This window comes from Kribbibacterium absianum, from assembly GCF_030067705.1.
GTDB lineage: Bacteria > Actinomycetota > Coriobacteriia > Coriobacteriales > Atopobiaceae > Kribbibacterium > Kribbibacterium absianum.
This window is the reverse complement of record NZ_JASJEX010000001.1, coordinates 446,722-466,768: the sequence shown is the minus strand read 5'-3', so window position 1 is coordinate 466,768 and position 20,047 is coordinate 446,722. Positions and strand designations below refer to the sequence as shown.

The 20,047-nt window shown below is 68.8% G+C and carries 14 protein-coding genes; all 14 read right to left on the bottom strand.

Features of this window, described 5'->3' with window-relative positions; translation table 11 throughout:
* Positions 1-17: 17 nt before the first annotated feature.
* Complete coding sequence (ribF, locus tag QJ043_RS02045; RefSeq protein WP_283712502.1) at positions 18-1,094, bottom strand: riboflavin biosynthesis protein RibF; 1,077 nt, start codon at positions 1,092-1,094, stop codon at positions 18-20.
* Positions 1,087-2,016: a tRNA pseudouridine(55) synthase TruB gene (gene truB / locus QJ043_RS02040; RefSeq protein WP_283712501.1), complete on the bottom strand. Its 930-nt coding sequence runs from the start codon at positions 2,014-2,016 to the stop codon at positions 1,087-1,089. Before truB ends, ribF begins: the two co-directional genes overlap by 8 nt.
* Entirely contained in the window at positions 2,013-3,077 is a 1,065-nt protein-coding gene (locus QJ043_RS02035) for a DHH family phosphoesterase (protein WP_283712500.1), read from the bottom strand. The genes truB and QJ043_RS02035 overlap by 4 nt, the downstream gene beginning before the upstream one ends.
* A 10-nt stretch (positions 3,078-3,087) precedes the next feature.
* Positions 3,088-3,672 (bottom strand): 30S ribosome-binding factor RbfA, encoded by a 585-nt coding sequence (gene rbfA, locus QJ043_RS02030; protein ID WP_430538455.1) that lies wholly within the window; start codon positions 3,670-3,672, stop codon positions 3,088-3,090.
* 85 nt (positions 3,673-3,757) lie between these two features.
* The gene (gene infB, locus QJ043_RS02025) at positions 3,758-6,361 is read right to left on the bottom strand and encodes a translation initiation factor IF-2 (RefSeq protein WP_283712499.1); all 2,604 of its coding nucleotides are present in this window, start codon (positions 6,359-6,361) and stop codon (positions 3,758-3,760) included.
* 67 nt (positions 6,362-6,428) lie between these two features.
* Entirely contained in the window at positions 6,429-7,763 is a 1,335-nt protein-coding gene (nusA, locus tag QJ043_RS02020; protein WP_283712498.1) for a transcription termination factor NusA, read from the bottom strand.
* A 45-nt stretch (positions 7,764-7,808) separates the two neighbouring features.
* Positions 7,809-8,273 carry a ribosome maturation factor RimP gene (locus QJ043_RS02015; protein ID WP_283712497.1) on the bottom strand — a complete coding sequence of 155 codons (465 nt, stop codon included), beginning with the start codon at positions 8,271-8,273 and terminating at the stop codon, positions 7,809-7,811.
* A gap of 152 nt (positions 8,274-8,425) precedes the next feature.
* Positions 8,426-9,715 (bottom strand): PASTA domain-containing protein, encoded by a 1,290-nt coding sequence (locus tag QJ043_RS02010; protein WP_283712496.1) that lies wholly within the window; start codon positions 9,713-9,715, stop codon positions 8,426-8,428.
* Positions 9,716-9,934: 219 nt separating this feature from the next.
* Positions 9,935-12,493, bottom strand: coding sequence for a leucine--tRNA ligase (leuS, locus tag QJ043_RS02005; RefSeq protein ID WP_283712495.1), 2,559 nt, complete (start codon positions 12,491-12,493; stop codon positions 9,935-9,937).
* Positions 12,494-12,566: 73 nt separating this feature from the next.
* Positions 12,567-14,084, bottom strand: a complete 1,518-nt coding sequence (locus tag QJ043_RS02000) for an IMP dehydrogenase (RefSeq protein WP_283712494.1) — start codon at positions 14,082-14,084, stop codon at positions 12,567-12,569.
* 159 nt (positions 14,085-14,243) lie between these two features.
* The gene (locus tag QJ043_RS01995) at positions 14,244-15,479 is read right to left on the bottom strand and encodes a glycosyltransferase family 2 protein (protein ID WP_283712684.1); all 1,236 of its coding nucleotides are present in this window, start codon (positions 15,477-15,479) and stop codon (positions 14,244-14,246) included.
* A gap of 80 nt (positions 15,480-15,559) precedes the next feature.
* Positions 15,560-16,582 carry an RluA family pseudouridine synthase gene (locus tag QJ043_RS01990; protein WP_283712493.1) on the bottom strand — a complete coding sequence of 341 codons (1,023 nt, stop codon included), beginning with the start codon at positions 16,580-16,582 and terminating at the stop codon, positions 15,560-15,562.
* Positions 16,579-17,193, bottom strand: a complete 615-nt coding sequence (gene lspA, locus QJ043_RS01985) for a signal peptidase II (RefSeq protein ID WP_283712492.1) — start codon at positions 17,191-17,193, stop codon at positions 16,579-16,581. Before lspA ends, QJ043_RS01990 begins: the two co-directional genes overlap by 4 nt.
* Position 17,194: 1 nt before the next feature.
* Positions 17,195-19,999, bottom strand: a complete 2,805-nt coding sequence (gene ileS, locus QJ043_RS01980; protein ID WP_283712491.1) for an isoleucine--tRNA ligase — start codon at positions 19,997-19,999, stop codon at positions 17,195-17,197.
* Positions 20,000-20,047 lie beyond the last annotated feature (48 nt).

Here is a 20,047-nt window from a genome sequence, read left to right as displayed (position 1 = left end):
CGGTGACGGACGGGCTTTCAGCATACCGCCGGCGACGCGGCCCCGTCCTCGCGCAACCGGACCGGACGGTCGCCCAAGAGGGAGCGCACCTGTTCGATGTTGCCCTCGACCGCCCGTTGGAGCCCCTCCACCGAAGTGAACGGCCGGCTCGCCCGCAACGGCTCGAGCAGCGCCACCTCCACGTCTCGCCCATAGAGGTCGCCCGAGAACCCGAGCAGCATCGCCTCCAGAAAGCCGCGCTCCTCCTCGTCGGTGAACGTGGGCGGCTTCCCGGCGTTGACGGCCGCCGGCCATGCGTCGCGCCCCACGCGCACGATCCCGGCGTAGACCCCGGAGCGAGGGCACGCGCTACCGGGCGTCACCTCGATGTTCGCCGTCGGGAAGCCGAGACCCGCGCCCTCGCCCCGGCCGTGGACCACCGTGCCGCGCACCACCGGCGGTCGGCCGAGAAGTGCCGAGGCCTGGAGCACGTCCCCCTCGTCGAGGAGGGAGCGGACGCGCGTCGCGCTCACCGGCGCGCCGCCCACCACCGCGAGGGGCTCGGCGACCACCCGGTACCCCAGTGCCGCGCCGTCCTCCTGCAGCCGCTCGACGGTCCCCGCGCCGCCCCGCCCCAGGCGAAACCCCTCGCCCACGTGCACCTCCACGGGGGCGGCCACGCCGGCCACGGGACCGACGAGGAACGAGCGATGGTCGAGGTCCGCCAGCTCCGGGGTGAAGCGGAACGAGACGATCCCGTCCACCGGCGCGGCGGCGAGCCAGCGGCGCCGATCCTCACAGGGAAGCAGCGACTCCTGCGGGCGACCCACGACGGCCGAGGGATCCGGGTCGAACGTCATCGCGACGAGCGGCACTCCGAGCGCACTCGCCCGCGCGCGTGCCGCGGCAAGCAGGGCACGGTGCCCCCCATGGACCCCGTCGAAGGCCCCGAGGACCACGTCGCATCGGTCGCCCGGGCGCCAGCGGCCGTCCAGCGGCCATGCGTCCGCCTGCCAACCGTCGCCATCGAGCGCCAGAGGTCCCGGAAGCCGACGTCGACCGCCGAAGGCGCCCTCGGCAAGCTCCTGCAGCCGCGCCGTGCCCGTCTCAGCCACGGCGCACCCCCTCGACGCCGCGCACCAGGTTCAGGTCGCACGAGAGCGAGCCGTGCGCGGCCGTCCAGATGCCGTACAGCCTGTCGTCGCGCACAAGGGACACCGAGCCGTCGGCACCGTTCCACCGGAGTCGCTTGCCCTGGGCGGCCATGAGTTGCTCGTGTTCAGTGAGGACTCGCACCGGGAGCCCGACCAGCTCGACCGGGTCGAGCAGCGCGCCGCGCGCCGCCTCCACGCCCCCCTCGGCCAGCTCCTCGAGAGCGACCGCGCGCGAGAGATCCACAGCTCCAGAGGAGGTGCGCCGCAGCTGACCCAAATGGCCCCCGCAGCCCAGCTCGCGACCGAGGTCGCGCGCCAGCGCGCGGATGTAGCAGCCCTTGGAGACCGAGAAGGCGCAGTCCCACTCGACGGTGCCGGGAACCTCCCCGACCCGCGCGTCGATCAGCCGGGCGTCGAGCACCTCGACGGTCCGCGGTTGCAGCTCGACCGCCTCCCCGGCGCGCGCGGCGTCGTAGGCCCGTCGCCCGTTCACCGAGATGGCCGAGAACGCGGGCGGGACCTGTTCGAGCTCTCCCACCATCGAGGCCACCACGGCCGAGGCGACAGCGGGGTCGGCAAGGCGCTCGGGCGCTGGAGCCCCACCCGTGACCGCGCCCTCGGCGTCGTCGGTCTCGGTCTCCTGCCCGAGCACCACGCGCGCCTCGTAGCGCTTGTCGTCGAGCGTCAGCCGCCCGAGCAGCTTCGTCGCCTGGCCCACGCCCACGAGCAGGACGCCGGTCGCCGCCGGGTCGAGGGTGCCCGCATGACCGACGCGCCGCTCGTGGAGGCCGCGCCGCACGCGGTCCACCACGTCGTGGCTCGTCATGCCCGCTGGCTTGTCGACGGCGATGAGGCCGTCCATCACCGGCTCACGGCGCCTCATTTGCCGTCGTCCTTCGACGCCTCCGCCTGCTCCGCCAGCGCCTGCTCGATAAGCGGCATCACCATCTCGAACGCGTCGTCGATGGTGCCCTCGATAGAGAAGCCGGCCGCGGCCCGGTGGCCGCCGCCCCCGACCGCGCGGGCGATGGCCGACACGTCCACGGAGCCCTTGGCGCGCAGGTTGCCGCGCACGACGCCCGGCGTCTTGCCTTCCTTGAGGAACAGCGCCACCTCCACGCCCTCGACGGAGCGCACCTGGTCGATAAGGCCGTCGCACTCCTCGTCGCGGGCGCCGGTGAGCTCCAGGTCCGCACGGGTCGCGTAGCTGTACGACACCTGGTCGCCGAAGAGCGTGCGTATGCGCTGCATCACGCGCCCCTCGAGCCGGAGGTACGCGAGGCGGAAGTTCTGGTACACGTTGAGGCTGATCCACGCGGGGTCTGCCCCGGCGTCCACGAGCAGCGAGGCGATCCGGAAGCACTCCGCGTCGGCGTTCTGGTACTGGAAGCGCCCCGTGTCCGTCACCAGCGCGCAGAAGAGCTGGTTCGCCATCGCAGGGGTGATCGCCACACCGAGGAACAGCGCGAACTTGCACACCAGCACACCGGTCGCCGCGGCCGTCGTGCGCACGCACCCGCACGTGCCGAACGACCCGTCGGACGGGTGGTGGTCGATGACCGCCACCGCGCGCGAGCGGTCGAGCACCGCTTTGGCGTTCGCCAGGCGCGTGTCGGTGGGCAGGTCGAGCGCGATGAAGAGGTCGGGGTCGCCTCGGTACGCCGACGCCGCCACGAAGCACTCGGACCCCGGAAGGAACCGGTAGATGCGGGGCACCGGGTCGTCGTCGGCCAACAGGCAGGTGACGGCCTTCTCGGGCCACCGCTGGCGCAGGGCGCCGGCGAGCCCGAGCACCGAGCCGATCGCGTCGCCGTCAGGCCGCGTGTGGGCACACAGCACGATCGTCTTCGCCGGCTCGATGGCGGCGCGGACGTGGTCAAAGCCGCGGAGGTCGGCGTCCACCGTCGCGCGTGGGCCGGCCTCCGTTTCCTCGGTACGTGTCACGAAACCTCACTTACAGGTCGGAGCGATGTCCCATCGCATCGTCCTTGTCGGCGAACTTCTTCTGAAGGTCGTCCTCGGTCACATCAAGGTTAGGCGAAGTCTGCACCTCGACGTCGCCGGGATCACACACCGCCACCGGGGACGGGTCCTCGGCCTGCGCCTCCCCTGCGGCCTCGCCGGCAGCGAGCGCCGCGTCGCTCTCGTCGGCACCCGGCGCGGGCACCGGGTAGCCGTTCTCGTCCTTCTCGACGCTCATCGTGGACGGGACGTTCTCGAGGGCGCGCCCGATGCGCTCGGCCTCGTCCGTCGTGGTGTCGATGCGGAAGTCCAGCTCGGGCACATGCCGCCAGTCAAGCTGGCGGGCCAGCTGGGTGCGGATATGGCCCCGGGCGCGGGTGAGCGCCTCGAGAACCTCGTCGTAGCGGTCGGCCTCACAGGCGATGAACGCGCGCATGAAGCTCTTGTCCACCGAGACCTCGCAGCCGGTGACGGTGACCAGGTGAAGCGCCGGGTCGCTGACATCGAACAAAAGGATGTTGGCAAGGGCCTCACGGGCTCGCTCGTTGACGCGGCGGGAGTTGTGGTTCTGCTTCATGGTTCTGCTCCTCAAGCTCCTCGAAAAGAAAGGCTCAGGCGCCCGTCCGAGAACGACCGCCTGAGCCTTTATTCCCGTAGTCGCGTTACTCGGTGCGCGACACCTCGACGATCACGTAGCACTCGATGCGGTCGCCCACGTGGAAATCCTGGAAGTTCTCGAGGCCGAGGCCGCACTCGTAGCCGGCCTTGACGCTCTTGACGTCGTCCTTGTAGCGGCGCATCGACGCGAAGCGGCCCTCGTAGACCACGATGCCGTCGCGGACCAGGCGCACCTGGTCGTCGCGATGGATCTCGCCCTCGGTGACCATGCAGCCGGCGGCAATGCCCACCTTCGGCACCTTGAAGGTGTCGCGCACCTCGGCCACGCCCGTCTCGCGCTCCTCCTCGGTGGGCTTGAGCATGCCGATGCGGGCGGCGTCGATGTCCTCGATGGCCTTGTAGATGACCGAGTAGGTGCGGATCTGCACGTTGTCGCGCTCCGCCAGCGCCTTGGCCTTGGCCTCCGGACGGACGCCGAAGCCGATGATGATGGCGTTGGAGGCGTCGGCGAGGATGACGTCGGTCTCGGAGATGGCGCCCACCGCGCTGTGGATGATGTTGATGCGCACCTCGGACTGGTCCATCTTGGCGAGCGCGTCGGAGAGGGCCTCGATCGAGCCTTGGACGTCGGCCTTGACCACGAGGTTGAGCTCCTTGACCTCGGCGTCCTCCATCGTGTCGAAGAGGTTCTCGAGGGTGACGTGCTTGACCTTGTTCTGCTCCTCGATGCGGGCCTTGAGGGCACGCTGCTCGGCCAGGTCGCGCGCGTCGCGCTCGTCCTGGAACACGCGGAACTCGTCGCCGGCCGCCGGCACGGACTGGAGGCCGAGGATCTCGACGGCGTCCGAGGGGCCGGCCTCGGTGACGGTGTTACCGTGCTGGTCGAGCATGGCGCGGACGCGGCCGTAGCTCATACCCGCCACAAGGGCGTCGCCCACGTGCAGCGTGCCGCGGTTCACGAGCAGCGTCGCGACAGAGCCGCGGCCACGGTCCAGCTTGGCCTCGAGCACGTAGCCGGACGCGAACGTGTTGGGGTTGGCCCGGAGCTCGAGGACGTCGGCCTGGAGCAGGATGGTCTCGAGCAGCTCGTCGATGCCGATGTGCTTCTTGGCGGAGATGTTGACGAACATGTTCTCGCCGCCCCACTCCTCCGGGATCACACCGTACTCGGTGAGCTCCTGGCGGACGCGGTCGGGGTTGGCGTCGTCGCGGTCGATCTTGTTGACCGCGACGATGATCGGCACGTTGGCGGCCTTGGCGTGGTTGATGGACTCGATGGTCTGGGGCATCACGCCGTCGTCGGCGGCGACGACGAGGACCACGATGTCGGTCACCTTGGCGCCACGCGCGCGCATGGCGGTGAAGGTCTCATGGCCGGGCGTGTCGACGAACGTGATCGTGCGGCCGTTGATGGAGACCTGCGAAGCGCCGATGTGCTGCGTGATGCCGCCGGCCTCGCCCGCGGCCACGCCGGTGTGGCGGATGGCGTCGAGCGTGGAGGTCTTGCCGTGGTCGACGTGGCCCATGACGGTGACCACCGGGGCGCGCGGCAGCAGGTCCTTCGGGTCGTCGTAGAAGGTGAAGGAGTTCTCCTCCTCCTTCGTCATGACCTTGACCTCGCGGCCAAGGTCGTCGGCGACCAGCTCGATCAGGTCGTCGCTCATCGACTGGGTCATCGTGAGCGGCGTGCCGAGCAGGAAGAGGCGCTTGATGATGTCGTTGGCCGGCGTGTCGAGGAGCTCCGCCAGCTCGGCCACCGTGGCGCCCTGCGGCACCTTGACGACGTCGAGCTTCGAGACGTCCTGGTCGTTGGCGATGGCCTCTTGGATCGCGGCCTCCTTGGCGTGCTCGGCGGCCTGCTCCTCGCGGCGCTTGCGGCGCTTCTGGCGCTTGCCCTCGCCCTGCTGGCGCTGGTGCTCGCCCTCGAGGCGGCTGAAGCGGTCCTCGGCGTCACGGTGGCCGTGCTTCTTGCCGCGCTTGCCGGCGGCCGCGGCCTTCTCAGGGGACGGCGCGACGTTCTGCGGGGCGGGGGCGCCGGAGCCGGCGGAGCGCGACGGGCCGCCCGACGCGGTGCGCTGCGACGCGCCGGCACGCTTCTGCTGGCGGCGCTCCTCGCGCTTGGCCTTGGCCTCCTCCTTGGCCTTGGCCTCGGCCTCCTTCTTCTCCTTGAGCACCTCCTCCTGCTGGGCAATCTGCTCGAGCAGGGACGTGAACGACGGGATGCTCTTCGGCGCCGTATCCTTGACGCGGTTCTTCTCTTCCTCGGCGCGGCGGCGCTCCTCCTCGGCCTTGCGGGCGGCCTCCTCGGCGGCGCGCTTCTCCTCCTCGGCCTTCCGCCGGCGCTCCTCTTCCTCGCGCTCCTTGCGGCGGCGCTCCTCGGCGGCCAGGCGCTCGGCCTCGGCCTTGGCGCGCTCGGCCTCCTCGGCGGCCTTGCGGGCGGCCTCTTCCTCCTCCTGCTGCTTGCGGATCGCGTCCTCGCGCTCCTTCATGATCGGCGCGAGCTTCTTCTTCACCACGTTGACGTAGACGTCCTCCAGCGAAGACGACGCCGACTTCGCCGGGATCTTGAACTCGGCCAGGTAGCCGAGCAGCTCCTTGCTCGTCATGCCGAATTCCTTGGCGAGCTCACTGACGCGGGTTTTTGCCATGTAGTCCATACCTTCCAAGCGGCGCGGTTCCTATCAATCAGCTTGCGGCCCAGACAGGCCACGCAGCTTAGATCAGCGAGTCGGGGTCGTCCGAGACCTCGACGGCGTCCATGTCGACGTCCTCGAAGGCGCCGGTGCCGGCCGGCGCAGCGGTGGCCTCGACCACGGCCTCCGTCGTCTCCCCGTTCTCCTCGGCGGCATGCTGACCGCAGAAACGGGAGCCGGGACGCGCGTGGTTGCGGCACTGGTTGCCGTTCTCGTCCACGTGGGCGCAGCGGGCGTCCTCCTCGGCGTCCACCAGGGAGTCCGCCTCGGCCTGTTTGGCGGCCATCTTCGCGATGATGCCCCGGGCGAGCGACTCGCTCTTGATGTCGATGTGGTAGCCGGTGAGGCGAGCGGCCAGGCGGGCGTTCTGGCCCTCCTTGCCGATGGCCAGGGAGAGCTGGTCGTCCGGCACGATGACCGTTGCGTAGGTGTGCTCCGGGTCGACGATCACGCGGGTGACCTTCGCCGGCGAGAGCGCGTTGGCCACGCGGGTGGCCGGGTCGTCGCTCCAGGGCACGACGTCCACGCGCTCGCCACGGAGCTCGGCGACCACCGTGCGCACGCGGGAGCCCTTGGGGCCGACGCAAGCGCCCACCGGGTCGAGGCGCGGCTCAAGGGAGCTCACGGCCACCTTGGAGCGGTTGCCCGGCTCGCGGGCGATGGACTCCACCTCGACGACGCCGTCGTACACCTCGGGCACCTCGAGCTCGAAGAGCCGGCGGATGAGGCCCGGGTGGGTGCGGCTGACGACGATGGAGGGGCGCGAGTGCTCGCCCTTCACCGGGCCGGTCGGGGTCTGCGCGTTCGGATCGCGCACGTCGATGATGAGGGCCTTGATACGGTCGCCGTGACGGTAGTGCTCGTTGCGGGGCGTCTCGTTGCGCTCGCCCTCGACGCGCCGGGGGTCGAAGTGCGGCAGCTCGGCCTCCACGCCCTCGCGAATCTTGAGGATCGTGAAGTCCGGGGTGGTCTGGAGCACCGTGCCGGTGATGATGTCGCCCACGCGGTCCTGGAACTCCTCGTAGATCTGCTGGCGCGCGGCGTTGCGCACGATGGCGTTGATCTCGCTCTTCGCGTGCATCGCCGCCACGCGGCTCGTGTCCTTGGGGGTGACGTCGACCTCCTCGAAGTCCTCGTACTCCCCCGTCTCGGGGTCCGGCTCGCCCACCGGCACGAGCTTGTACACATAGATGTTGCCGGTGGTGCGGTCGATGGTGACCTTCGCGCCGTGCTCCAGGTGGAGCACCTCGGCGTAGCTCTTGGCCAGGGACTGCTCGAGCCGGTCGAGCAGGTACAGCTCGTCGATGTGCTTCTCCTGGCAGAGGGCCATCAGCGCTTCCATCATTTCAGATGCCATGGAGGCTTCCTTTCACTGTCGGGGCCGTACGGCCGGCGGCCAGGGTTAGAACGTGGGGACGAGGCGGCAGGATTGCAGGTCCTCGTAGGCGATCGTCAGGTCGCCGTCGTGGGTGTGGAGCACAAAGCCTGTGTCCGTGGCGGGCCCGAGCGCGCCGACGAAGGTGCGCTTGCCCTCATGGCCCTTGACCCGTGCCTCGACCTGCTCGCCCACGAACCGCTCGAAGTCGCTCGGGCGCCGGAGCGGGCGGTCAAGGCCAGGCGACGAGACCTCGAGGGTGTAGCTGCCCGGGAACGGGTCGAACGCCTCGACAACCTCGGACACCCAGGCCGTCGCCTCTGCCACCTCGTCGAGCGATATTCCCTCGTCACCGAGCGTGTCAAGGTACACGCGCACGACGGGCGCCTTGGTCGCACCCGTCAGCTCCACTTCCACAAGGTCGAGGCCCCGCTCCGCTGCGGCCGGCTCGAGCGCCGCGACGAGCGCGGCGCGAACGTCCTCTTTCGCCAAGCCGAGCACCTCCTGTCGCCCAATAAAAAGGAAGCGGGGCGAAAATCGCTCCCACTTCCCCAAACCGACACATATCACAAAGACCAGTATCCACGGACGCGTTGCCGTGTCAAGGTCGGGCGGCCATTCCACCGCCCCTGCACCGACGCCGCCTAACCGGACGAGGACACCGTGTACCGGGGCACATCCGTCTGCGGGTCACGGAACGAGACGAGTCTCCCGTCCTCGTCGAACGTCATCGTGACGGTGTGCGTGTCCTCGGACGTCACCCCCTCGTAGCCGGGGCCCATGGAGTCCCACGCCCACTTGACGGCAACCGTGGCCGAAGCGGAGGCACCGTCGTCCGCGACGTTCACCGACCTCGACACGATCGAACGGGGCAGCGACTGGAGCGCGGAGGGCGTGCCCGCGTGCACGGAGCCGCCGGCCTTGACGAGGCCGGTCCAAATCCGCTCGGCCGCCGCGTCAGCGTAGCCGGAGGAACCAGAGAGGTACGGGCGCAGCGCCTCGCCGATGCTCTCAGCGCTCGGGTCCCCGTTGTCGTAGACGATCCCCAGGACCGCTTGGGCCGTGTCCTTGGCCGACGAGTGCCGCGAGGCCGCCACGTAGACCGTGACGGTCGACCCCTTCTCCACTGTCGTCCCGGCGCCGGGGTCGGTGGAAAGGACGCTGCCCACTGCGGTGCCGGACGGGGCCGGCGCGTCCTTGAACGTGCCGACGAGGCCCGCCTGAACGAGCGCGTCCTGAGCCTCGAGCTGGGTCTTCCCAACGACCTCGGGAACGGTGAGGGCGGCGCCCACCGCCACTTGCACGACAGAGCCGGCCGTGGGCGTCTTGCCCGCACCGACCGTCGCGGAGAGAACCCGGCCCGGCTCGCCCGTGCCCGGCTCCTCGACGATCTGGTAGTCGATGCCCTCGGCCGTGAGCGCCTCCTCGGCCTCGGCCTGCGTCTTGCCCACGATGTCGGGCATCACGGGAGCGCGGGCGACGACGAGCGCGACGCGAGAGCCGGCGTCGACGAACTCCCCCGCCGCCGGAGTCTGCGAGACCACGGTGCCGGCGGCCCCGTCAAGGGTCGGCCGCTCCGAATAGGTCACGGAGAAGCCGTCGGACCCGAGCTCCTGCTGAGCGCGCTCCAGGCGCCAACCGGTCACGTTGGGAACCGTCATCGTGCCCTGGGTGAGGCTCGCGAGCAGGTACCAAACCCCTGCGACGAACGCGGCGACGAGCACCACGGCGACCAGCGCGCGTCCAACGTTGCCCCCCCGGCCCTTGCGGCTGCCTTTCCCGATCCCGGTGAGGCCTTCAACACTCTGGCGGGACTCGGCAGCCCCGCCAGCGCCCCGACGGTCGGTACGGTTGCTCAGGTTGGCGCCGCAGAAGGGGCAGCGGGCCGGCAGCATGCCGTCGCCCAGGTCCTGTCCGCAGCTCTTGCAGCGCACCGTCCCTCCTCTGTTGCGTCGACTCGAGTCCGTTCAGTATAGGTCAAGCATCGCCCTGCCGAGAAATCGGCAGCTAGAACGACGGGTCGAGCGTCCCCGACCGGCAGAGAACGCCCGACCCGCTTCTCTCACCCATCCGCGATGTGCATTTGGGGACAGTCCCTGTTTGCACATGTGCATTTGGGGACTGTCCCTGTTTGCACGTTTTGCACGCAGGTGCTATCTCACCACGAAGTTCACGAGGCGCCCGGGCACAACGACGGCCTTCAGGACCTCCTTGCCTGCCAGCTGGTCGGCAACGGCCTCCCGAGCTGCGGCCTCGATCGAGTCCTTGTCGGCACCGGCGGGCACGTTCACGCGGGCGCGCACCTTGCCCTTGATCTGGACGGCGATCTCCACCTCGTCCGCCTTTGCCAGCTCGGGGTCGAACTCCGGCCAGGACACCTCGTAGAACGAGCCGTCCACACCGAGCGCGTCCTGACCAAGCTCATCGGCCAGGTGCGGGCAGACGGGGCTGATCATCGCGCAGATGTCCCAGGCCACGAGCCAGCAGAGCGCCGGGTCGCGCCTGTCCTGCGGCACGGCGTTGAGGTACGCGTTCGCGGCGTTCGTGAGCTCCATGAGCGCCGAGATCGCCGTGTTGTACTGCCCCCGGTCGTAATCCTGCGTGCACTTGATGCCGAGACGGTGCAGCTCGCGGAGCAGCGTCTTTCCGGCGCCGTCGAGCGACCCGGCATCGAGGCCGGGCCCCTTGTCCGCCGAGAACGACAGCTCCCACACGGTGCGCCACACGCGCTTGATGAAACGGTTGCAGCCGGCGACGGCCTCCTCGTCCCAGTTGAAGTCCTTCTCCGGCGGCGCGATGAACAGCACGGCCATGCGCATCGTGTCGGCGCCGTAGGGCCCGATCACGCTCGACGGCGGCACCACGTTGCCCTTGGACTTGGACATCGTCTCGCCGTTCGCGTCCTTCACCATGCCCTGGCAGAGGAGGTTCGTGAACGGCTCGTCGAAATCAAGCAGCCCGAGGTCGCGCATCACCTTGGTCCAGAAGCGCGAGTAGAGCAGGTGGAGGATCGCGTGCTCGATGCCGCCGATGTAGTTGTCCACCGGCATCCACCGGTCCGCCAGCTCTCGCGAGAAGGGAAGCTCCTCGTCGTGCGGGTCGCAATAGCGCAGGTAGTACCAGCTCGAGCACGTGAACGTGTCCATCGTGTCCGTCTCGCGGCGCGCCGGACGCCCGCACACCGGGCAGGTGGTCTCGTAGAACGCGGGGCACTCGGCGAGGGTCTCACCGGCAGCCAGGTCGAGGTCGGGCGGCAGCGTCACGGGCAACTGGTCATAGGGCACCGGCACGATGCCGCAGTGCTCGCAGTGCACCATCGGGATCGGGTTGCCCCAATAGCGCTGGCGGCTGATGAGCCAGTCGCGCAGGCGGTAGTTCACCGCCTTGTGCCCGAGGCCCTTCTCGGCGAGCCAATCGATGATGGCATCGACGGCCTCGGAGTTATGCCCGCCCTTCATGCCCGTGAAGGGGCCGGACTGCACGAGGACGCCCTCGGCAGCCATGGCCTGGTCCCAGGGCACGTCCGTCATCACGAGCTCGGTCTGGTCCTTGAGCTCCGGGAACAGGGGGTCGTCCTCCTCGATGACCACCGGCGGGATCGGCAGGCCGTACTTCCGCGCGAAGTCGAAGTCGCGCTGGTCGCCGGACGGCACGCCCATCACGGCGCCGGTGCCGTAGTCCGTGAGCACGTAGTCCGCAGCGTAGACGGGCAGGAGCCGGCCGTTCACCGGGTTCACCATGTAGCGGCCGATGAAGGCGCCGTGCTTCTCCCTGTCCGAGCTGGCGCGGTCGGCGGTGCTCGTAGCCGCGGCGATGTCGATGACCTCCTGCACCGCGTCGCGGTTCTCGGGAGTGGTCAGCTCCATGAGCCCCGGGTACTCGGGGGCCAGCAGGAAGAACGTCGCGCCGAAGAGCGTGTCCGGGCGCGTGGTGAAGACCGTCATCACCGTGTCGGTGGGGTTGCCGTCCTCGTCGGCCAGCGCGAAGTCGATCTCGGCGCCCTCGGACTTGCCGATCCAGTTGCGCTGCATCTGCTTCACGCGCTCAGGCCAGCCGGTCAGCTGGTCGATGTCGTCGAGCAGCTCCTCCGCGTAGTCGGTGATCTTCAGGTACCACTGGGTGAGGTTCTTGCGCTCGGGCACGGAGCCACAGCGCCAGCACCTGCCCTCCGTGACCTGCTCGTTCGCCAGCACCGTGTTGCAGCTCGGGCACCAGTTGACGGGAGAGTCGCGGCGCTCCACGAGGCCCTTCTCCCACATCTTGAGGAACTGCCACTGGCCCCACCGATAGTAGTCGGGGTCGCAGGTCCGGACCATGCGGTCGTAGTCGTAGGAGAAGCCCATGCGCTTCATCGTGCTCACGGCCTGGTCCATGTTCTTGTAGGTCCACGTCGCCGGCTGCGTGTTGTGCTTGATGGCCGCGTTCTCGGCGGGAAGGCCGAAGGCGTCGAAGCCGATCGGGTGCAGCACGTCGAAGCCGCGCATGTGCGCCTGGCGCGCCATCGCGTCGCCGATGGAGTAGTTGCGCGCGTGTCCCATGTGCAGGTCGCCCGACGGATACGGGAACATCTCGAGCACGTACTTCTTGGGACGGTCGCTCTCGTCGCTCGCGGCGAAGAGGTCGCGCTCCTCCCAGAGCCTCTGCTGCTTGGCCTCGATGGCCTGGGCGTCGTAGGCCGGGATGTCGCGCGCGGTCCTCTCAGTGTCGGTCACAGTCTCTCCTGACCGGGGCGGGTGCGCCCCTCGCTGGTGTCGTCATGGTGCGGGGCCGTGAATGGCCTCGCCGCTACCCGAAGTTCACGGAGCTGGTGCTCGTGGAGTCCTTGAGCAGCACGTCGTGGGCGCCGCCCTCCACGAGCGAGGTAGCCGAGACGCGGGTGATCTTCGCCTTGTCGCGAAGCTGCGCCAGGTCGAGCGCGCCGCAGTTGCACATCGTGGAGCGCACCTTCATGAGCGAGCCCTGGACGTTCTCCTTGAGCGGCCCTGCGTAGGGCACGTAGGAGTCGACGCCCTCCACGAAGGAGAGCTTCTTGTCGCCGCCGAGGTCGTAGCGGGCCCAGTTGCGGGCGCGCGCCGACCCCTCGCCCCAGTACTCTTTCATGTAGTTGCCGTTGACGTTCACGCGGGCAGTGGGGCTCTCGTCGAAGCGCGCGAAATAGCGCCCGAGCATGAGGAAGTCGGCGCCCATCGCCAGGGCAAGCGTCATGTGGTAGTCGTACACGATGCCGCCGTCCGAGCACACCGGGATGTAGACGCCCGTCTCGCGGAAGTACTTGTCGCGCTCCTGGCACACGTCGATGAGGGCGCTCGCCTGGCCGCGGCCGATGCCCTTCTGCTCGCGCGTGATGCAGATGGAGCCGCCGCCGATGCCCACCTTGACGAAGTCCGCGCCGGCGTCCGCGAGGAAGCGGAAACCGTCACCGTCCACCACGTTGCCCGCGCCGACCTTGACGGAGTCGCCGTAGCGGTCGCGTATCCACCGGAGGGTGATCGCCTGCCACTCCGAGTAGCCCTCGGAGGAGTCGATGCAGAGCACGTCCGCGCCGGCGTCCACCAGCACCGGCACGCGCTGCTCGTAGTCGCGCGTGTTGATGCCGGCGCCCACGAGGTAGCGCTTGTCCGCGTCGAGCAGCTCGAGCGGGTTCTCCTTGTGCGCGTCGTAGTCCTTGCGGAAGACAAGCCCGACGAGCGTCCCGTCGTCGTTGACGATGGGCAGCTGGTTGAGCTTGTTCTCCCAGATGATGTCGTTGGCCTCCGAGAGGGTCGCCGTGGCGGGCGCGGTGACGAGGCTCTCGATGGGGGTCATGAACTCCTCGACGCGCTTGTCGCGGCTGTCGCGGCTCGGGCGGTAGTCGCGCGAGGTCACGATCCCGAGGAGCCTCCCGTGCGCCGAGCCGTCCTCGGTCACGGGCATCGCGGAGTGACCGGACCGCTCCTTGAGGGCCAGCACGTCCACGAGCGTCATCTCCGGGCGCAGGTTGGAGTCGCTCGTGACGACGCCGGCCTTGTAGTCCTTCACCTCGCGCACCATCGCGGCCTCGTCCTCCGGCGTCTGGGAGCCGTAGATGAACGAGATGCCGCCCTCCTGGGCGAGCGCGACCGCAAGCCGGGGGCCGGAGACGGCCTGCATGATGGCCGAGGTCATCGGGATGTTGAGCGAGAGGGCCGGCTGCTCCCCCTTGCGGTACTTCACGAGCGGCGCGCGGAGCGACACGTTCTTGGGGACGCACTCGCAGGAAGAGTAGCCAGGAACCAAGAGGTACTCAGAGAAGGTGTGGGACTCTCCCGGGAAGAACGTCGCCATGGGCTCAAGCTCCTTTGCTCGTGGGTGCCGCGGACACTGAAAAGCCATGGTAGCGCAAGGACGGGGCACGCTCGGGAAGGGAGAAGCCCTCGCAGCGTCACGGAAACGCAGGGCCTCACCCGCAAGGCCCTGCGTTCAATGCCGCGCATCCGTGAGGCCCTACTCGGACGTCACCTGGTCCACCGAGAGGGCGAACTCGTGCTTCGTCGGGACCCACTCCACCTTCTTGAAGAGCGCGACCACCGTGATCGGAATGTAGGTCATCTGGAAGATGGGGAACGTGAGGCAGTTTGTGACGAGCCGCCACTTCTGCTCGCAGTGGATGTGCTTGCGCTCGAACACCGTCGTGATGACGGCCAGCAGGAAGAACGTGAAGTACATGGACACGAACGCCACGACGAGCGAGCCCGCGCACATCGACAGCTCGGTGTCCGTCGCCAAGAATCCGTGCGAGAGCGAGCCCACGAACAGGTACGTCGCGTTCACGATCACCGAGAGCAGCGTCAAGATCATGGCCGGCGCGATGGTCATCATCAGGTCGAAGCTGGCGAAGCGCCCGCGGGCCATCCCTTTGCAGAGGTCCTTGCCGTAGGAGAAGAACACCTCGTAGAAACCCTTGGTCCAGCGCATGCGCTGGGTCCAGGAGGCCGCGAGCGTCACGGGCTGCTCGTCGAAGAACTCGGCCGGGGCGTACCCGATGCGGATGCCGTTGGCCGCGCAGAACGTCGAGAACTGGATGTCCTCGGTGAGCGTGTGGAAGTCCCAGCCGCGCATCGACTTCACGATCTTGCTGGAGACCATCCAGCCGGAGCCGGAGATCGCGCAGCTCGTGCCGCAGATCATGCGGGCGTTGTTGAGGAAGCGCGCCTCGCGGAGGAACCAGATGGCGTAGGCGCTGCTGATCCACGAGGACCCGAAATTCTTGGAGTTGCGATAGCTCGTGGCGGCGAGGTAGCCCATGTCCACGACCCTGTTCATGACCTTCAGGTAGTCGCGCGAGAGCAGGTTGTCGGCGTCGAAGATGATGAACGCGTCGTAGTAGTCGTCCCCGCGCTCCTCCAGCACGTTGTTGAACCCGAGGTCGAGGGCCCAGCTCTTTCCGCGGCGCGCGAGGTCGTTGCGCTCGTACACGAAGGCGCCGGCCCGGCGCGCCACCTCGGCGGTGGCGTCGGTGCACGCGTCGGCCACCACGTAGACGTCCACCAGCTCGGCCGGGTAGTCCTGGTCCTTGATGGACTGGACGAGCTGGGCGATCACCACCTCCTCGTTGTGGGCGGCGATGAGAAAGGCGTAGCGGTGGTTCCTCTTCGCGTCGGGCAGCCGCACCTCGGCGTGGCGCATGCCGACGAACAGGTACACCACCTGGTAAAAGAACGCCACCGAGAAGAACACCATCAGGACGAAGTTGAACACGACTATCGGGGTCAGGGCGACGTGGGCGATCTCCACGGGCACCTCCTGAGGTCTGGCGCTGTCTACACGATCTGGGGGACGATGCGCTCCCCCGCCTCGGTCCGCCCCAAGGAACGCTCGGCCAGCGAGTCGAGCGCGTCGCGAAGGTCCCCGGGCAGCCGACTTGCGCGGGAGACGGTCTCCCCCGTGCGCGGATGGTCGAACTCTATATGCCACGAATGGAGGAATTGTCTCTCGAGCCCGAGGTTGCGCCTCAGGTCGCCCGCGCCGTAGAGCGGGTCGCCCACCACCGGATGATGGATGTGGGCCATATGGACGCGGATCTGATGGGTCCGCCCGGTGTAGAGGTGGCACTCGAGGAGGCTGTACCCCTCGTCCCGGGGCCCGGCCTCGAACCGCTCCAGCGTGGTGAACGTGGTGATGGCGCCGCGAGCCATCGGGTCGTCCGTGGCGCACATCTTCAGACGGTCGCGCGGCGACCGGGCGATGTTGGCGTCGATCATGCCGGTGTCCGGGGCCACGTACCCCTGCACGAGCGTCACGTAGCGGCGGTCGAGCGTGCGCATCCTGATCTGGTCCTGGAGCGCCTTCTGTGTGACGTCGTCCTTGGCGGCCACCATGAGGCCGGAGGTGTCGCGGTCGAGCCGGTGCACGATGCCGGGGCGGTCCTCCCCTTGCAGCGTGCCGAGGTGCGCGTGCCCGCATCGAGCCACCAGGGCGTTCGCGAGCGTGTCCGTCTCGTGACCGGGGGACGGGTGTGTGACGAGGCCGGCCTGTTTGTCGATGACGAGCAGGTACTCGTCCTCAAAGCGGACGTCCAGAGGGATCGGGGTTCCCACGATCAGGCCGGGCGCCGCCGGCTCGGGCGGGAGCACCACGTGCACGCGGTCGCCCATCATCACGGGCTCGCGCTTGTTCCTGGCCGGGGTGCCGTTGATGGTGACCGCGCCCTCTTCGATGAGCCTCGCGCAGGCGCTCCGGCTCGGCGTGCCCTCCTGGGCCCCGAGGAACGCATCGAGGCGGGTGCCGTCGGCAGCGTCGTCCACGAGGAGCGACAGCAGACGCACGCCCTCGACGGGGCTCACCGGCCGCCCTTCTTCCTGGAAGTGAGACGCCCGCGCCCCTGCTCGAGCTGTGCCTTGTGCTCCTGTTCTTTGACGGAGCGCGACACGCTGGACGCAGCGGCCTTGCTGCGCTCCTCCTCACGGCGCTCCTCCTCGCGCTCCCACAGGAAGAGGAAGAGCAACCCGAGGGCGACGCCCACGCAGACGAAGATGTCGGCGACGTTGAACACGGCGAAGTCCATGAAGGTGGTCGCAAAGAAGTCGCAGACCCAGCCGCGGCTCACACGGTCGATCAGGTTGCCCACACCGCCGCCTGCCACCAGGCCGGCGCACACCACGAGGGACATCGGCACCTCGGTCGCCCGCCAGAGATACGCCACCAGGGCGACGACCACGGCGACGCACACGAGAACGAAGAGCCAGCCGGCCCCCTCCCCGAACGAGAACGCGGCCCCGGTGTTCCGCACAAGCAGGAGGTCCATGACGCCCGGGACGAGCGGCACCGGCCTGCCCGGCACGAGGTTCTCCAGGGCCGCCGCCTTGGCCCACTGGTCCAAGGCCACACAGGCGGCGGCGATGAGAGCGAAGAGCCCGAGGCGCAGGCCGCGCGAGGCAGAGGAGAGCACCCGCACGCTACTGGTTCCCCTCGTAGGCGTCCACGGCCTCCTGGCAGCGGTCGCAGAGGTGGTTCTCGTTCACCTCGCGCCAGATGCGGCAGCGCTCGCACATCTCGCCCGCTGCCGGGGAGACCTCCACCGCGAGCTCCTCGCCGAGCTCCCAGTCGGCGGTGGCGCACACGAACGCCTCTGCGAGGTTGCCGACCACGGGCTCGAGCGCTTCGGCCAGCTGCGGGGTCAGCGTCACGTGGGCGTGCGCCGCCTCCTTCTTCTGGGCCGCGAGGCGTCCCGCCGTCGACGCCTCTTCGTAGGCTTGCGTGAAGGCGTCGCGCACCTGGGACAGGGCCTCATAGACCGGAAGCTCCGCGTCCTGTTCCTCGACAGACATCGGAGGCTGCCACCAGTCGAGCAGCGCCGCGTAGGTCTGGCCGTCGGTCAGCTCTTCGGGCACGTAGGCCATGAGCTCGTCGCAGGTGTACGAGAGGATCGGCTGGAAGTCCCGCAGCAGCATCGAGAGCATGTGGCACCACACCGTCTGCGCGCTCCGACGGCTCATCGCGGCCGGCATGTCGCAGTAGGTGCGGTCCTTGGTGGCGTCCAGGTAGAAGTTGGAGACGTCCACCACGAAGTCGTAGAGCGCGCGGTACACGGCGTTGAAGCGGTACTCGGCGTAGGCCTTCTCGACCTCACGGTGCACGGCACAGGCCTTGGCGAGCATCGCGCGGTCGAACGGCACGAGCTCCTCCACCGGCAGCCCGTCGCGGCCCGGCTGGAACTGGCCCTCCAGCTCGCCGAGCAGGAAGCGGATCGTGTTGCGGATCTTGCGGTAGGCCCCGGCCACCTGGTCGAGGATCTGCTCGTCGCAGGGCATGTCGGCGGTGGAGTCCACCGAGGTGACCCACAGGCGGATGATGTCCGCGCCGCGCCGGTCGCACACGAGGTTGGGGTCCACGGTGTTGCCAAGGGACTTGGACATCTTGCGCCCCTGGCCGTCGAGCGTGAAGCCCAGCGTGAGCACCGCGTCGTAGGGGGGCCGGCCATAGGCGCCCACCGAGGTGAGCAGCGAGCTCTGGAACCACCCGCGGTGCTGGTCCGAGCCCTCCACATAGAGATCGGCCGGGTACCGGAGCCCGAAGCGCCCCTTGAGGACCGCAGTGTGGCTCACGCCCGAGTCCCACCAGACGTCGAGGATGTCCTTGTCGGGCACGAGGTCGTGGCCCCCGCACTCGGGGCACACGCAGGCGTCCCCAAGGTAGCTGGCCGGATCGTCCGTGAACCAGGCGTCGGAACCCTTCTCGTGGAAGAGGGCGATCACGGCGTCGAGGGTCGCGTCGTTCATCACCGTGGCGCCGCAGGACCTGCAGGTGTAGCTCGGGATGGGCACGCCCCACACGCGCTGGCGCGAGAGGCACCAGTCCGGGCGCCCCTCCACCATGGAGCGGATGCGGTTGATGGTCCAGCCGGGGTACCACGTCACGTCGTCGTCGATGGCCTTCAGGGCCTCCTCGCGGAGCCCGGTGCTGTCCATCGACACGAACCACTGCTCCGTGGCGCGGAAGATCACGGGGTTCTTGCAGCGCCAGCAGTGCGGGTAGCTGTGCTCGATGGTGCCCGCAGCGATCAGGGTGCCCTGGTCGCTGAGCCACTGGATGATCTTGGGGTTGGCCTCGTCCACGCTCATGCCGGACCACGGGCCGCCGGAGCCCCAGCCCGTGCCCTCGTAGAAGCGGCCGTCGTCGTCCACCGGCATCACGATGGGGATGTCGTTGGCCACGCCGGCGTAGTAGTCGTCCGCGCCGTGGCCGGGCGCCACGTGCACGATGCCGGTGCCGTTGTCGGTGGTGACGAAGTCGGCCTCGATGACCGGTCGCACCTCCTCGGGGAAGATCGGCTGATGGTACGTGCAGGAGAGCAGCTCCTCGGCCGTGGCGCTCCAGGGCTCCCCGTCGATGGTGACGAGCGTTGGCTCCCATCCGGCGGCATCGGCAACGGCGTCCGCGCGGGCGTCCATCACGATGTAGGCCTGCCCGTCGTGCTCGAGCGCGACGTAGGTGGCCTCGGGCTTGAGGGCGACGGTGGCGTTCGCCGGCAGCGTCCAGGGGGTGGTGGTCCACACGGCGATGTTCACCGGCAGGCCGGTGGCGGCGAGGGCCTCCGGTGCGCGCTCCGTGCGATAGGCCACGAAGAGCGACGGGCCGGTGACGTCCGCGTACTCGATCTCGGCCTCGGAGAGGGCCGTGTGGCAATGGCTGCACCAATGGACCGGCTTGCGGCCGTGATAGACGGCGCCGGTGTCATAGATGGCCTTGAAGACCTCGATGTCCGCAGCGTCGTGGTCGTGGGAGAGCGTCAGGTACGGGTGCGCCCAGTCGGCGAGCACGCCCAGGCGACGGAAGCCCTGTTTCTGCAGGTCGATGTTCTCCACCGCGAACTTCTGGCACAGTTCGCGCACCTCGGGCACGGGGGTCTCGTTGAACTCCTTGGTGCCAAGGTGCTGCTCCACCTTGTGCTCGATGGGCTGGCCGTGGCAGTCCCAGCCGGGCACGTACACCACGTCGTTGCCGAGCATGATGTGCTGGCGGTTGATGATGTCCTTGACGATCTTGTTGAGCGCGTGGCCGAGGTGGATGGGGCCGTTCGCGTACGGAGGGCCATCGTGCAGGATGAACTTCTCGTGGCCGGCGTTCTTCTTGCGCGCCAGCTCGTAGACGTCCGACGCCTCCCACGCCGCGAGGCGCTTGGGCTCTGCTTGAGGCAGGCCGGCGCGCATCGGGAACTTCGTCTTGGGGAGGTTCATCGTCTTCTTATACTCGTTGGCCATCTGCCGAAAGCCCCCTTCAGGTCAAGAGTCCAAGCGTTGATGATACCA